The sequence below is a fragment of the Pseudomonas sp. genome (assembly GCF_035512415.1).
GTDB lineage: Bacteria > Pseudomonadota > Gammaproteobacteria > Pseudomonadales > Pseudomonadaceae > Aquipseudomonas.
Map to the genome: position 1 here is coordinate 108,540 of NZ_DATKDZ010000009.1, position 13,770 is coordinate 122,309.

General features: G+C 57.1%; 15 protein-coding genes. All 15 read right to left on the minus strand.

All coding sequences use genetic code 11. The features are described from left to right. Positions 1-3 precede the first annotated feature (3 nt). Positions 4-675: a PIG-L family deacetylase gene (locus VMP31_RS04005; protein ID WP_325504314.1), complete on the minus strand. Its 672-nt coding sequence runs from the start codon at positions 673-675 to the stop codon at positions 4-6. Then, the gene (pseI, locus tag VMP31_RS04010) at positions 668-1,714 is read right to left on the minus strand and encodes a pseudaminic acid synthase (RefSeq protein WP_325504316.1); all 1,047 of its coding nucleotides are present in this window, start codon (positions 1,712-1,714) and stop codon (positions 668-670) included. Before pseI ends, VMP31_RS04005 begins: the two co-directional genes overlap by 8 nt. Before the next feature lie 4 nt (positions 1,715-1,718). Continuing rightward, on the minus strand, positions 1,719-2,417 hold the full coding sequence (locus VMP31_RS04015) for a hypothetical protein (RefSeq protein WP_325504318.1): 699 nt from the start codon (positions 2,415-2,417) through the stop codon (positions 1,719-1,721). Next, positions 2,414-3,136: an SDR family NAD(P)-dependent oxidoreductase gene (locus VMP31_RS04020; protein ID WP_325504320.1), complete on the minus strand. Its 723-nt coding sequence runs from the start codon at positions 3,134-3,136 to the stop codon at positions 2,414-2,416. The genes VMP31_RS04015 and VMP31_RS04020 overlap by 4 nt, the downstream gene beginning before the upstream one ends. Beyond that, the gene (locus VMP31_RS04025) at positions 3,133-4,305 is read right to left on the minus strand and encodes a class I adenylate-forming enzyme family protein (protein ID WP_325504322.1); all 1,173 of its coding nucleotides are present in this window, start codon (positions 4,303-4,305) and stop codon (positions 3,133-3,135) included. Before VMP31_RS04025 ends, VMP31_RS04020 begins: the two co-directional genes overlap by 4 nt. 143 nt (positions 4,306-4,448) lie before the next feature. Next, complete coding sequence (locus VMP31_RS04030; RefSeq protein WP_325504324.1) at positions 4,449-4,670, minus strand: acyl carrier protein; 222 nt, start codon at positions 4,668-4,670, stop codon at positions 4,449-4,451. A 30-nt stretch (positions 4,671-4,700) separates the two neighbouring features. Further along, positions 4,701-5,282 carry a UDP-4-amino-4,6-dideoxy-N-acetyl-beta-L-altrosamine N-acetyltransferase gene (gene pseH / locus VMP31_RS04035; RefSeq protein ID WP_325504326.1) on the minus strand — a complete coding sequence of 194 codons (582 nt, stop codon included), beginning with the start codon at positions 5,280-5,282 and terminating at the stop codon, positions 4,701-4,703. Beyond that, positions 5,279-6,376, minus strand: coding sequence for a UDP-2,4-diacetamido-2,4,6-trideoxy-beta-L-altropyranose hydrolase (gene pseG, locus VMP31_RS04040; protein WP_325504328.1), 1,098 nt, complete (start codon positions 6,374-6,376; stop codon positions 5,279-5,281). The genes pseH and pseG overlap by 4 nt, the downstream gene beginning before the upstream one ends. Beyond that, on the minus strand, positions 6,370-7,065 hold the full coding sequence (gene pseF / locus VMP31_RS04045; protein WP_325504330.1) for a pseudaminic acid cytidylyltransferase: 696 nt from the start codon (positions 7,063-7,065) through the stop codon (positions 6,370-6,372). The genes pseG and pseF overlap by 7 nt, the downstream gene beginning before the upstream one ends. Then, the gene (pseC, locus tag VMP31_RS04050; RefSeq protein WP_325504757.1) at positions 7,062-8,222 is read right to left on the minus strand and encodes a UDP-4-amino-4,6-dideoxy-N-acetyl-beta-L-altrosamine transaminase; all 1,161 of its coding nucleotides are present in this window, start codon (positions 8,220-8,222) and stop codon (positions 7,062-7,064) included. The genes pseF and pseC overlap by 4 nt, the downstream gene beginning before the upstream one ends. A 5-nt stretch (positions 8,223-8,227) precedes the next feature. Continuing rightward, positions 8,228-9,145 carry a class I SAM-dependent methyltransferase gene (locus VMP31_RS04055; RefSeq protein ID WP_325504332.1) on the minus strand — a complete coding sequence of 306 codons (918 nt, stop codon included), beginning with the start codon at positions 9,143-9,145 and terminating at the stop codon, positions 8,228-8,230. Position 9,146: 1 nt separating this feature from the next. Continuing rightward, entirely contained in the window at positions 9,147-10,142 is a 996-nt protein-coding gene (pseB, locus tag VMP31_RS04060) for a UDP-N-acetylglucosamine 4,6-dehydratase (inverting) (RefSeq protein ID WP_325504334.1), read from the minus strand. A 59-nt stretch (positions 10,143-10,201) separates the two neighbouring features. Continuing rightward, entirely contained in the window at positions 10,202-11,866 is a 1,665-nt protein-coding gene (locus tag VMP31_RS04065; RefSeq protein WP_325504336.1) for a hypothetical protein, read from the minus strand. Continuing rightward, positions 11,866-12,366, minus strand: a complete 501-nt coding sequence (locus VMP31_RS04070; protein ID WP_325504338.1) for an adenylyltransferase/cytidyltransferase family protein — start codon at positions 12,364-12,366, stop codon at positions 11,866-11,868. The genes VMP31_RS04065 and VMP31_RS04070 overlap by 1 nt, the downstream gene beginning before the upstream one ends. 35 nt (positions 12,367-12,401) lie before the next feature. Further along, entirely contained in the window at positions 12,402-13,649 is a 1,248-nt protein-coding gene (flgL, locus tag VMP31_RS04075) for a flagellar hook-associated protein FlgL (RefSeq protein ID WP_325504340.1), read from the minus strand. Positions 13,650-13,770 lie beyond the last annotated feature (121 nt).

The following is a 13,770-nucleotide window of genomic DNA, read 5'->3' on the forward strand; positions in this document are numbered from 1 at the left end:
CCATCATTGCAAACGTCTCACCAGCATAAAGGCCTCGGCCGCTGCCACCCCCACCGAATGCCCTCGATGCAGGGCTAAGGCGGCCAGGTGTTGACGACTGCGTGAATGCGGCGCTGGGCGCATTTCCTCTGCATAACAATCCAGCGCGGCCAGCTTAGCCAGCAACTGAGCGCTGATATCGACGAAATGGTTGGGCAGGAACGGCAAATAACCGGGATTGCTCCACTCGCTGCTGGACATCACTTCGAAGGTGAGGATTTCCCGCACCGACTGCCCTGGCAACGGTCGACTGGCAATCAGAACAGCCTGATGGGCAACCTGATGGTCGACATTCAGATCACCCATATGGTGAGTGTAGATCAACTGCGGCTTCAGGCGTGCTAACAGGGCCTCCAATGGCTGCACCACCTCAAGCAGTGGCAAGCTGTCCAAACGATTGTCCGGTAGACCGAGAAAACTCAGTTCAGTCACCCCTAATTCGGCGCAAGCTTGTTCGGTGGCACGCTGGCGGCGCTGCTGTGCCTGGCGGTCGACATCGACACGGGCAGTCACGCCATCGGCGAGGAACAGCACATGCACACGATCACCCTCGGCCACATGCCGCGCCAAAGTACCGCCGCAGCCCAGCGCCTCGTCGTCTGCGTGAGCCGCCACCACCAACACTGACTTACTCATCAAACACCCCCCAAGAGGTCGGGGTACCGCGGCTGACCTCCACTTTCAGGCGACGGCCGATCAGTTCATCGAAATGCTTGGGGGCCAGCCCCAGCCCCGGGCGAATACGACGCAGGTCATTGGCGGAAATCCGACTACCGGCCGGCAGGTCACGGACGAAGTACACCGAACGGCGAAACGCCTTGTTGCCCTCCTCCGCCGGTTGTCGATGATAGCCGGCTTGGCCCAGGCACAGCCAAGCGTCATGGCTGTCGCAACATAGGCGCTCCAGCTCGACCGGCTCAATGGAGAATTCACTGTCCGGGCCCTTGCTGGCACGATCTAGGGTAAAGTGCTTTTCGATCAGACTGGCACCCATTGCAACCGCGGCCACCGACGCGACGGTGCCTAGGGTATGGTCTGACAAACCGACCACCACCTGAAAGCGCCGCTCCAGTTCGGCAATCTGGCGAAGATTGGCCTGCGCCAGCGGTGCCGGGTAGCTGCTGATGCAATGCAGCAGGGCCAGATCGCGGCAACCGGCATCACGGGCAGCGGCAACTGCCTCCATAATTTCTCCCTCGCTGGCCATCCCAGTGGACACAACCATCGGCTTGCCTGTGCTGGCAACGTAGCGAATTAGCGGTAAGTCGAGAGTCTCGAAAGAAGCGATCTTGTAAGCTGGCGTACCAAGGTCTTCTAACAGATCCACCGCGCTCTCGTCGAAAGGAGTGGAAAAAGCTGTGATACCACGTCTGTGTGCGTGTTCAAAAATCGGCCGATGCCACTCGAACGGGGTTTCCGCCCAACGATACAAGTCGTAAAGTTTGTAGCCATCCCACAATCCTCCATGAATGAGGAACTCTGGGTAGTCGCAGTCGATGGTCATAGTGTCGGCTGTGTAAGTTTGCAGCTTGACAGCGTCGGCACCGCAACGCTGGGCCGCGTCGATGGTCGCCAGCGCCCGCTCCAATTGACCATTATGGTTGGCCGACAACTCGGCGATAATGTATGGCGAAAACCCAGGGCCGATCTGCCGGCCAGCAATGGCAAATCTCATACAATTACTCCTGCGGCTCACTGCGTCGGCGCAGTACTACGGTTGCGTGAAGCTGCTCACCCTCCAGCTGGACAGCGGAGAATTCCAAGCGAAATTCGCCATGTTCGATGAAGGCGCGGGGATAACCGGGCGCATCAAGCATGCGAATATGATCGTAAAGCTGCATCAGTTCGCCCCTGTACGGCAGCGCACTTTGCTGTGGCGTACGCCGTTTGAATAGTACAACCTCACCCTGCTGCTCGACCACTTGCGGCTGACGGGCGATAATCTCGGCAATCATCTGCTCACCCAGTTCCCCGGCACGAACATAGATAGCCTCGGCAGTACCCTGCAAGGATAACGACTGTTTGAGGTAGATCGGCCCGGCATCAAGCATCTCAACCATGCGCAGTGCCGACAGCCGGGTTTCATGGTGACCATCGGCAATCAGGTTCTGCAGGGGGCTGCCACCCCGGCCATACGGCAAATCGGTCATGTGAAAGCACACACACTCATGCTCACGCCAAATCGATTCGGGCACCCTCCAGCGCCAGTGCAGAAAGAAAATGTAGCGCGGCACAGCCCCGTCCAGTACTGCCAGCAACTCGTCCGGGCTCTGCACCCACTGCCAGCGCTCGTCGGTACGCTGACGCAAACGGATAAAGCTATCGGCATGCCAAGACTTGCAACTGGCCAACAAATAGAATGGAACGACCGGAGTCATGCCGTACTTCCTGCATCCACTGTCAATGTGGTTCCGGTTACGTTGACAGCCTGTTCGCTAAGCAAATAGCTGACTGCTGCCGCTACATCCTCTGGCGCGGCCAGGCGACCCAACGGGCTGCGCCGGCGAATTGCCTGCAGCTTATCGCCCTGCAGGCCGGAGGTCATTTCGGTTTCCATGTAGCCCGGTGCCACCGTATTCACGGTAATCCCTGCCTTACCCACCTCACGTGCCAGTGAGCGGGTAAAACCGGCCAGGGCAGCCTTGCTAGCAGCATACACCGACAGTCCGCTGAAGCCGGTGGAGGCGATGATTGAAGAGATATTGATGATGCGCCCACTGCGGTTGAGCAGCATCGGTCGCAACAGGTACTTGGTCAGCAAGATCGGCGCTTCCACATTAACCCGTAGAAGCTCGCTAATATCTCGTTCATGCAGAGTCGCTAGCACCCCGTCAGTCCCGCGCGCAGCATTGTTGACTAGTGCCCAAGGCCGACCGTAAGTGGCGGAGATACGCATGGCAAAAGGATGTACGCTGGCGAGGTCGGCCAAGTCTAACACCTCAAACAGCACATGATCAGGGTACTCTGCCTGCAGCGCCAGCAACCCCTCGCTAAGCCGCCGACCGCTCGCAATTACCCGGTAGCCATCGGCAGCCGCGCGCCGGGCAATTGCCAGGCCAAGACCACGGGTTGCCCCAGTCACCACAAGTATTTTCATGGTTGCGTCCTTTCACGCTTGCCTGCCGCAGTTTCCAACAGGCGTTCAACGAAATTCACCAAACCCGGTGCCTGCCACTTTTCCAAACCTGCACGGCACTTGCGATGAATTTCCTGACGCAGGTGGGCAGTATCAACACCAGCTACCGGCACCACCTCAGCCACGACCAACTGCCCCATCATGCTGTTACTGCGCCCCGACACCCTAGCATCCAGCACGCCATCTATTGAGCGCAGAAAGGCTTCCACAGCTTCAGGATTGACCTTGTTGCCGCCAACATTGATCGCTCCGCCAGCGCGACCGAGGAACAATACGCGCTGGCCCTGCTGCTCGACCAAATCACCGCTATCAAGAAAACCCTCAGCATCTAAGCGCCGTGCGATTTCATCACCTTCTGTCAACACGCTTGGTTTCAGCAGCAAATGGCCCTTGGCACTTACGCGCAGTAGTGGAACACCTTCGGCACCCGCCAACCATTTGGCGGGAAACCCCGGCAGACCATCCTTCACAGCAAAGCCCGTACCGGCTTCGGTGGAAGCGTAAATATGTACCAGTCGCGCCTGGACAAAGCGCTTGCGCAATGCCTGCAGAATGACGGCGTCGGCAATCTCACCTCCGAGAGTGATCTGCCGTAATGGTAAACCGGCCAGACGATCGTCCATCAGTAGCCGGCGCCACAGCGACGGGGTGGCAGACATGGCATTAACGCGCTGCGCCAGCAGGAATTCGACCTGTTGTTCCTGGGGCAGACCGCTTACCAACACAAGACGCGAGCCAGCTAGCAACGCCTGCAGCAGTACCTGTAGGCCAGCAAACCGCGCCGGGTCGTAGAGCAAGCCCCATACATAGCCGGCACCACGTTGAGGGTCACGTTTACAACTGTGAATCAAACTATGCAGGGTGTGGCCAATAAGTTTTGGCGTACCAGTAGTGCCAGATGTCGTCAGCAGCCATTGGGTCAGCGGTCCTTTCGACGTCACAGGCACTGCAGACGTCAACGGTTGCAGGCCATCTGCCGTTAGGTAATGGCTGCAGCCGGCAGCCTCAATCAGCGCCTGCCGCTTACTCTCCTCCAGCGCAGACGGCAACAGCAGCATGGCAGCCACCTGACCATCCAACGCCACTAGGGCGGTGGCCAGATGCAACGGCGACAGCCCGTCCAGAGCCACTCGCGCACTCGCTGCCAACTGCAGCGACTGACCCAACGCCTGCCCGTCAGCTAACAGCTGCGCACCATGGCAATGCCCCCCCGGCCAACAGAGGCCTGAGCTCTCTCCGGACAAATGCGCAAGCAACTGCGCCAGACACTCGCTCATCGCGGCGTGTAACGCTGGTAGATGGCAACGAATTCACCTAGGGTTCGGGGGTAGATCGGCTCGTCCATAAGACTGAAAGGGTCGTAGCCCAGTTGCTCCTCCAGACTGGCCACAAGGATGGCAAAGCCCATGGAATCTAGGCCGCTATCGAGCAGCACGGTGTTATCGTTCAGAGTGGCAACCATATCGCACTCGGTCTGCTGCGCGATGTCACGCATGACTTGGATGATTAGCTCTTTCATGCCACCTCAGTAATCAGTAAAGGAGATACGCGCGATGCCTTCGCGAATCTGTCTCGGCAAACTGGCAATCACTTTGTCACGGTTAGCCTGCCACTCAGCGCACGCGTATTCGTAGTGCAACAGCGCATGCTGCTGGCCATTGCGCTGTAAAGCATCAGGCTGGGTAGTAACAAGGCGATAGCCGAACACCTTGTGCATGCGCTGCGGCGGCAGATTAAAGTCAAGCACCTCGGCATGTAGACAATCCACCCCCAGGCGATCGAAGGCGTAGTCCAGGGCGGCTACCTCCAGCAGCAGACCGCTACCGGGCCAAACCGCCTCGGCACCGATATAGCAGCCCCAGCTGCAACGGGCAGGTGTAATAGCTGTGAAATATAACATACCGACTGGTGTCTGCTCCTGACAGAACACTAGGTAACGGCGCTCTGTATCACCCTCTAGACCGACAAACCAAGATTGCTGTTGAGCAGCACTGATCGGCTGATTGCTCAACATTTTGTCGCTGATCCGCGGGCTGTTGCGCCAGACTCGTATCACTTCCAGAAGCTCCGCACTGAGCGGGACGAAACGACTGTTCGGGGTGCTCATGGGATGGATCCGACCAATTCCTTGGCGAAGGAGAATACTCCCGCCCCGGAGCAGATACCAGCCGCGGCTTGGCTCATGCGCGTAAGCCTAGCGGGTTCTGCGGCCAAGCTGGCAAACCAGGTAGGGCAGGCCTGCGTCAGTTCGTCCAGCGCCAGCAAGCTGACCGCCCCATAAGCCTCCAACGCCCGGGCTGCCGGATACTGGTTGGCGGCAATAACCAGCAGCAGCGCCGGCAGTCCCAGGCAACAGCGCTCCCACGAAGTGCTGCCGGCAGCGCCAATGGCCAGGTCGGCTGCACTCATACGCTCCGCCATGTCGTTGACGCCCTGCACCACCTCGATCACCCAAGGCAGCAGCTGCGCCTCAGTGCGCACCGCCTCCAGCCAGGGCGACTGGCTGCCGAGGATTACCTCAATATTGCAGCCAGCCGGCAAGGCGCACCCCTGCAGAGCCCGCAGTATCTGACTGGTGACATTGTCCTTGTCGGCACCGCCCATACTGATTAGCAGGCGACGCAGCGGTACACTGATCCGGCGCTGCAGACTGGCAGCGCGCCACTGGGAGAACTCCGGGCGCAACAGTGCGTAGGCCGTACCGATAAACATGCGACAATGCGGCGGCACCAACGCAGCATAGTCTGCAGCCTGACGGCCAAGGTTTTGGTCGAGCAAAACATCGCAATCATGCTCGCGGTCGGCCAGGTCGTCGATCACCAGCAGGCACTGGCAATAGGGACGCATGATTGCCTCCCACTGATAATCCAATGCGTAGTGATCGACCACCAGCAAGTCCACCCGCTGAGCTTGCAACAGCACCGCACAGATGGCGGCATCCTCGACCTGAGTGGCACCCAACCAGGCCACATGAGTTGGATGCACTGGCGGCACGGAGACGACCTGAACGGACAGCAACTCGACGACAAAACCCTGCTCACGGATCGCCTCTATCAGATTTCCGGCATGCTCGCGACAAATGAACCTGCAGTCCAAACCCTGTTCACGCAGGACAGTGGCCAATGTCAGACAGCGCATAACATGGCCGCTCCCAATCAGCAACGAGGCGTCGACGCGAAAAAACACACATTTCATCAGCATGCCCCAGCCTGCATGGCCCGAAACAGCCACTCGGCCCGCTGCCAATCTTCCTCGGTATCAATGTCCTGCACACGATGACGCGGCAGCCGTACTGCAACTGATTGCCCCTCGAATACAGGCCTCCCCTCCAGCCAGGCCTGGGTACGCCCCCAATAGAACTGACCGGCATCATGGTAGGCATCCTCCAGGTCCTGTGAGCGGGTTATGCGGTACTCTGGCTGGAACATCGCCACTCGCCCAGTATTATCCAGGCGCAGCCCCCGCTGGATGGGGAAGGCAAAGCTGGTGACACTGAAGGCATAGTCAGCAGAGTGTTCTTCCAGCAACAACAAACCTCTGCGCAGGTCCTCCGCTTGCAGAAAGGGTGCGGTGGCATAGATGCAGCAAACTTGAGCCGGTAACGCCCTATGCTGGTGATACCAGCGGACAGCATTAGCCACCACAGCTGTGGTACCAGTGTAATCATCGGCCAGTTCAGCCGGACGCATAAACGGCACACAAGCACCCAGTTCGCGCGCCAACTCGGCAATACACGGATCATCGGTACTAACCATCACCTCATCGAAGCAGCCACTGGCCTGCGCCGCCTGGATCGACCAAGCCAGCATCGGCTGACCACAAAATGGGCGGATATTCTTCAAGGCGATGCGCTTGCTGCCTCCACGCGCAGGAATCACCGCCAACTTCATACCCGCAACACCTCACGCACGACCTCGAGCACCCGGCCCTGCTGTTGCTCGGTCATACTAGGAAACAACGGCAGACTGATGGCCTCTCGGTAATAGTTCTCAGCATTGGGAAAATCCCCCACTGCAAAACCCATACGTTGGTAGTAGGGCTGAGTGTGAACCGGAATATAATGCAGATTGACGCCGATACCCTGCTCACGCAGAGCCTCGAACACTTGACGATGGCCTTTACGAATCTGCTCCAACTGCAGGCGAATCACATACAGATGCATACCTGAATAGCTATCGGTATGTTGCCATGGCGTTATCAGCGGCAAGCCTGCAAGCCGCACGTCATAGCGTCCCGCCAGCCAATGACGGCGGGCAACGTATTGTTCTAGTCGCTGTAACTGTGAAATACCCAAAGCGGCCTGCAACTCGGTCATGCGGTAATTGAAGCCCAGATCGACTTGCTGGTAATACCAGGGGCCATCGACCGCACAAGTCATCCGCGCCGGATCACGAGTGATGCCATGACTGCGCAACAGGGCCATGCGCTCGGCCAGCGCAGCATCGTTAGTCAGCGCCATCCCTCCCTCAGCGGCTGTGATGATCTTCACCGGGTGAAAGCTGAACACGGTGATATCGCTGTAACGGCAGTTGCCAATCGACTCGTTTAGGTAACGTCCACCAATCGCATGCGAGGCATCTTCCAGCACTTTGAAGCCATAGCGCTGGGCCAGCGCATGAATGGTGCGCATATCGCAAGGTTGGCCAGCCAAGTGTACTGGCACTACCACTTTAGGCAGACGCCCTTCGCGCTCAGCCTCCTCCAGCTTGCGCGCAAGAGCTTGCGGGCAAAGATTGTATGTTCGCGGGTCGATGTCGACAAAATCCACGCGCGCACCACAGTACAGACCGCAGTTGGCTGAAGCCACGAAGGTAATCGGACTAGTCCATAGCCAGTCACCCGGCCCCAAGTCCAGCGCCAGGCAGGCAATGTGCAAGGCTGAAGTAGCACTATTGACCGCCACGCCATATGCCCCCCCCACAAAGGTAGCCACAGCCTGCTCGAAACGTGGTACTTGCGGCCCTTGGGTGAGGAAATCTGAGCGCAAAACCTCGACCACAGCAGCGATATCCACCGCGTCGATCTCCTGACGTCCGTAAGGAATCATATCCATCAGTCGTGACACATCAGAATGGCATCACTCTCACGCAACAAGGCAATACCATTGACCATCGGATAGGCATAGCCACCATCACTACTCCATAAGTAGCCGTCCCGGCGCTCCAGTTCGGCACCGCTTTGCGGGCAAAGAAAACGAGTTTCCACCAGACCCTCTGACTGCTGAGAGGGGCTCTTTTCCACTATATAACAATAGGTAGGGTTGAGTGGGTTGATAGGATCGGGCAGCGCCGTTTTACTCAGCAAACGTCCGCCAGCGGCAGCGATATGCGCAGGTAGATCGCGGATATAACCCAGCTCGCGCATCCGTGCCTGGCCCTCCTGCGTATTGTCTTCATAGGAGGGCTCGAACAGCACAAGCTTTCGCCGGGATACTCGTAGCAACTCGGCAAGCAGTTCTGGTTCGCGGCCATAGTTGGGTTCCAAGGCATGGCTGGTCAGCACCACATCTACACTGTTGGCCCCCAGGGGAATCTGCCCAATGCCGGCGGCGAACAGCTCTAGGTGTCGCCACTGTTGCTCGCACATGAAGCGCTGAGCAAAACGCCGACCGGCATTAAGGCGACTAAGAGAAATATCGAAGGCCAGTAGTTTGACCCCATTGGACAGATGCTGGCTGAGTGCCGACAGGGTAGTCAGCTCGCCGCTACCGCAATCAAGCAGTACATCCAAAGGCTGCACATGCGGTTGAAGTAACTGAGCCATGCTTGTAGCCCTTCTCTGAAGGGCTGCAATATCAGCTAGGGCACCACGTGTATAGCTGCCGGCCTGTAGATCGTATGCCAACTCGATGGCCTGGAGGTCATTGCACTCACCCTGACGCAGCAGGTGGGTAATATTTTCACCACGCGCATAAGCCACTTTGAGCGCGGCCAGGCCAAAATGCTGCATATACTGTTTCACTACGCTCACATCAATGCCCCATCATGCCCATATTCTCCGCAATCCAAGTGCGCAAGATAGCCTGGCTCATCCATTGTTGATTATTCTCGCTTGAATAGACAAAACCTTCCGGCACCCTCTGGCCATACTTGATGCGCAAGGGACACTCATTCCAATTGTGGATTGCTGGGAGAATCTTGTAGCAATCGGCATACTCATAAGTGTTGTAGGCATCCTCGACGCTGATCATCTGCTCATGCAGCTTCTCCCCCGGGCGAATGCCTATGGTCTCCAGGCGCGCCTCAGGGGCGATGGTACGAGCAACATCAACCACTCTCATCGAGGGAATCTTCTTCACATAGATCTCGCCGCCCTCCATGTCGGCCAGAGCATGCCAGACCAGCTCCACGCCCTGTTCCAAGGAAATCATGAAGCGCGTCATACGTTCGTCGGTAATTGGTAAAATCCCCTTCTCACGCAGCGACAGGAAAAACGGAATCACCGAACCACGCGACCCCATTACGTTGCCGTAACGCACCACAGAGAAACGTGTTCCATGCTCTCCCGAATAGGCATTTCCGGCCACGAACAATTTGTCCGAAGCCAGTTTGGTTGCACCATACAAACTTACCGGGCTGCTAGCCTTGTCAGTGGACAGCGCCACCACTCCCTTGACACTCTTGTCGATACATACATCGATCAAGTTCATAGCACCTATGATGTTGGTCTTCACGCACTCGAACGGATTGTACTCGGCAATCGGCACGATCTTGGTGGCGGCAGCATGTACCACATAGTCGACGCCATCCAGAGCGCGATACAGCCGCTCTTTGTCACGCACGTCACCGATAAAGAAACGGACCCGTGGATCCCCCTCGTACTTCTTGGCCATTTCCCACTGCTTCATCTCGTCACGGGAAAAGATGATGAGTTTCTTCGGATTGAAATGAGTCAGAGTCATGGGCACAAAAACATTGCCGAAGGAACCTGTGCCACCGGTCACCAAAATGGTTTTGTTGCAGAGCATGTGCATTCCTTAGAGGCCGTGAAGGCCGTAATCTTGAGCCAAAACAGCACTGCCGCTGACTAGCCGATATGGACCTGAAACAGCATTTCCGCATAGGTATCCGCATCGAATTGCAGTACCTCACGCAACACCGGATCGGCTTCCAGCCAGCCCAGGTCAAACATGCGCTTGGTAAAGATGAAATTACTCAGCGGATCATGTAACGAGAAAGCACGGAAAAAATCCGCCGACTTACCCTGCAAGTAATTGCCGGCGTAGCCCTTGCTCAGATACAGGTTGGCATTGAACACCTTAACCCGCCCTAGAGGGAAACGCGCCAGATCCATTAACATGCGTTGGATGCCATTGGCATACCCCATCAGCAGAGGATTACATCCGTAAACCCCAACATTCAACGCCTGACGTGACTGGCACTGTCCTATTTTGGAAAACTCGTAGTTCTGCATACTGAGCTGATCCAGCACAGCAAAGCGCAATTCACGCATAGCACGCAAGCAATGCTCTACTCCCCCATCTTGCAAATCATTATAGAGGTAATAGCTAACATCAGTGCGCGTGCCAAAGCGCCGCGTACACAGAGCATTGTTGGTGCGATGATTAAGACGTACCACCACGTCAAAACCATCAATCTCCGCACCGCTTTCCAGGCCAACATCCACCGGACCGACGATGGCGATACTCTTACCTTGCAAGTAGGCAGCAAAAAGCTTGTCCTTCTCAGTCATCCCGAGCACGCTGAAATCAATGACCGTCTGCGGGCGGTAATATAGTTCGGAAAACTTCATGAAATGCAGCAGGTTGTCCCGTCCGTCGCCAAGGAGATCGCGATGAACTAAGTGACATAGGCTTTCGAAGCGAATCTGATCGCCATGTTCGTTGGCATGCATCAGCTGGTGCATCAGCTCCACCAATCGCAAGTTACCCCGTGCCTGTATTCGTGCGCTACCCAGTTCAGTGACGAAAATATGACGCAAACGGGCGTATAGATCCGTGCAACCGAACAGCAGAAAGAACGAGGCAAAGAAACCGATAAACGACACTGGCAGCGTAGCAATGCACTGTAGATGGCGTCGGGCGAGTTGAGCCAAGTCCTGCATGCAGGACTTGGCTACAGGATCTTGGATATGCCAGAGAAAACCGTCGACGCTCTTCAGATAATCCAACATTGGCGCACTGGCCGCAGAGAATTCGGTCTTGAGCGCCTCATCCCAGTCCATCAACGGTATCACCAATTGCAGTCCGGCGATCTGACTAGAACGAATTCCCTCGCTCCTGAAGGTGCTCCAACGATCCAGCAGTTCTAGCCGTTTATCCGGCACCTCAATTCCGGTCAGCTTGAGGTTGAGCAGGGCATGCCAACGATAGAAGTCCAGGGAAAAAGGCCATTCCTCGAAACCTTTGCAGCGCGCCAGACGACTGAACAACTCAAAGGACTCTAGCCACTGCCCGCAAAGCAATAGGTCGACTGCCGTGTTGTATTCTAGGCGCAGCCCCAACCCCCAATCACCGGGAAATTGCTGTAGCCCACGCCGCAGCAACTCACGATGTTGCTCCCAGCTCTGTAATACCTCACAAGTGCGTGCATAAGCATGAAAATGACGCTTTTCTAGCAACAACCCGGCCTTTTCCACCTGATGCCAGAGGCTCAAAGCTCGCTGCCATTGGCCAACAGCCATGGCCGCCAGTGCTTCTTCAGCCTGCTGCATGCGTTGCATCATCGTCATCAATCTTCCCTTGCTGGCATGATTGCCGGCTGATCCTGCAGCAGACGCACCATCTGCTTCATAACCCCATGTATCGCGCCCTCTCCCAGGTTCATACGCATCAACAATTCACGCAATTCGGTAGAAGACACACCCGGTGTCCGTGGCAGGTACAACACCTCGCAGAACTCGCGCAGGTGGTCGAAACGCCCAGTCCAGTCATCGCCCATAACCAGGCAGTCCACACCATATTGCTGGATATCAGCAGCTTTCTGCTGCCAGGAGCCTTCTGCAATCACTAAGTCGACATACTTGAGAGCAGCTACTATGGCCTGGCGCTCAACATAAGGCACCAGCGCATGCTTGCCCTTGAGCACGTTGAACTCATCAGTAGAAACACCAACAACCACCCGCTTACCCAGCTCGCGCATGCGTTCCAGTAGGCGCAAGTGACCGATATGGAACATGTCAAAAGTTCCGTAGGTAATCAGCGTTCTCGACATCGCATACTTCTCCAACACTGCCCACTCCGGTGCCACGCATCAGGCATCGAAATTTACATCTTATTGAACAAGTTGAGCGACGCAATTCTTACATAACTCTGCTGCGACGCTTCCAGAATGATCGATTGAAACGACAGACGCGACAGCGCCTCAGGGTAATCCAGCTCGCGCAGCTCAGACTGGATGGACTTGTTGACCAGGCTCACATCCTCGTTATCGGTCTGCGTGGTTTCAATCACGTTCAAGCGGGCACCAATGGCCCCGCGCACACTGTCGACATTGACCATGCCGTTATCGAGATTGGTCAGGCCGATGGCGACCGTATCGCGGATTTGGGCGTTGCTGCTGGCTGGATCCGCCAGAGCGCGGCGCAGGGTGGCGATGGTATCGAGTATCCCCTGCTTCTGCCGGGTCGGGTCGGCGGTTACCTGCAAGCTCTCTCCACCGACGGGCGTGCCATCGAAAATAATGCTGACGCCGCGGAAGACCAGCTGATCACCCGTATTCGGATCAGCGTCCACCGCCCCGCTGGCGAGTACCGGCACAGGTGCAGGTACGCCGACTTCGAAGATTTCATAGCTGCTGGCATCGGGGTTGCCGAACACGATTTCCACCCCTGCGGTGGGGAATGGCTGCGCGCCCGAAAAGGCACCCTCATCCTGCACCAGCGGGGCGGACGCCGATAGCGTCGAGCCCACGGCAGCGCTCAGGTCCATCACCGCATCCAGGCGTCCGGCATTGGTGATGTTCTGAAAAATAGCCTTGCCGCTATCGCTGATCGGTACCTCCAGCGAACTGGCGATCTGCAGTTTGCGCTGGCCCTCGTCGCCCTGGTAGCTGTAATTGCCGTCGCCGTCACGCACGAACGCCTGGGTCTTGCCCTGGAAGCCGGAAAACAGATATTCGCCCCGGGCGTTGCGGGTATTGACCAGGGAGAACAGTTCCTCCTCGCGCTCGCCCAGTTCCGCGGCGATGGATTGCCGGTCGGCCACGCTCAGGGCCCCGTTGCCAGCCTGCACGGTCAGCTCACGTACACGCTGAAGGACGGTGTTTACCGAATTGAGGGTGACCTCTTCCTGGGTCAGGCTGTTATTGGCAGCCGCCAGGTTGTCCTTGTATTGCGTCAGCACATTCTGCTGTTGCTCCAGTTGCAACAGACGCACCGCGGCGACCGGATCGTCGGCCGGGGTGAGCATACGATTGCCAGTGCTGATCTGTTCCTGGGTACGGGTGACATTGGCGTAGTTACGCTGAATGCCCGAAACACCGTTGTTGAACGCCTGGATGGTGGAGATGCGCATGCTTGAGCCTCTTGTTGCAATCCGGGATATGGCCGCCGCGAGCAGCCCCTCACCATAGCCCTCGGCTTTGGCGTCCTGCGTCGCCCTACCTCCTGCATCCTTGCAGTCGTCTCCCGGAGGG

What these genes read in the sequence shown, in the direction of transcription:
- VMP31_RS04005 (WP_325504314.1), bottom strand. Translation starts at nt 675, where the DNA reads ATGAGTAAGTCAGTGTTGGTGGTGGCGGCTCACGCAGACGACGAGGCG.
- pseI (WP_325504316.1), bottom strand. Translation starts at nt 1,714, where the DNA reads ATGAGATTTGCCATTGCTGGCCGGCAGATCGGCCCTGGGTTTTCGCCA.
- VMP31_RS04015 (WP_325504318.1), bottom strand. Translation starts at nt 2,417, where the DNA reads ATGACTCCGGTCGTTCCATTCTATTTGTTGGCCAGTTGCAAGTCTTGG.
- VMP31_RS04020 (WP_325504320.1), bottom strand. Translation starts at nt 3,136, where the DNA reads ATGAAAATACTTGTGGTGACTGGGGCAACCCGTGGTCTTGGCCTGGCA.
- VMP31_RS04030 (WP_325504324.1), bottom strand. Translation starts at nt 4,670, where the DNA reads ATGCGTGACATCGCGCAGCAGACCGAGTGCGATATGGTTGCCACTCTG.
- pseH (WP_325504326.1), bottom strand. Translation starts at nt 5,282, where the DNA reads ATGAGCACCCCGAACAGTCGTTTCGTCCCGCTCAGTGCGGAGCTTCTG.
- pseG (WP_325504328.1), bottom strand. Translation starts at nt 6,376, where the DNA reads ATGCTGATGAAATGTGTGTTTTTTCGCGTCGACGCCTCGTTGCTGATT.
- pseF (WP_325504330.1), bottom strand. Translation starts at nt 7,065, where the DNA reads ATGAAGTTGGCGGTGATTCCTGCGCGTGGAGGCAGCAAGCGCATCGCC.
- pseC (WP_325504757.1), bottom strand. Translation starts at nt 8,222, where the DNA reads ATGATTCCTTACGGACGTCAGGAGATCGACGCGGTGGATATCGCTGCT.
- pseB (WP_325504334.1), bottom strand. Translation starts at nt 10,142, where the DNA reads ATGCTCTGCAACAAAACCATTTTGGTGACCGGTGGCACAGGTTCCTTC.
- VMP31_RS04065 (WP_325504336.1), bottom strand. Translation starts at nt 11,866, where the DNA reads ATGACGATGATGCAACGCATGCAGCAGGCTGAAGAAGCACTGGCGGCC.
- flgL (WP_325504340.1), bottom strand. Translation starts at nt 13,649, where the DNA reads ATGCGCATCTCCACCATCCAGGCGTTCAACAACGGTGTTTCGGGCATT.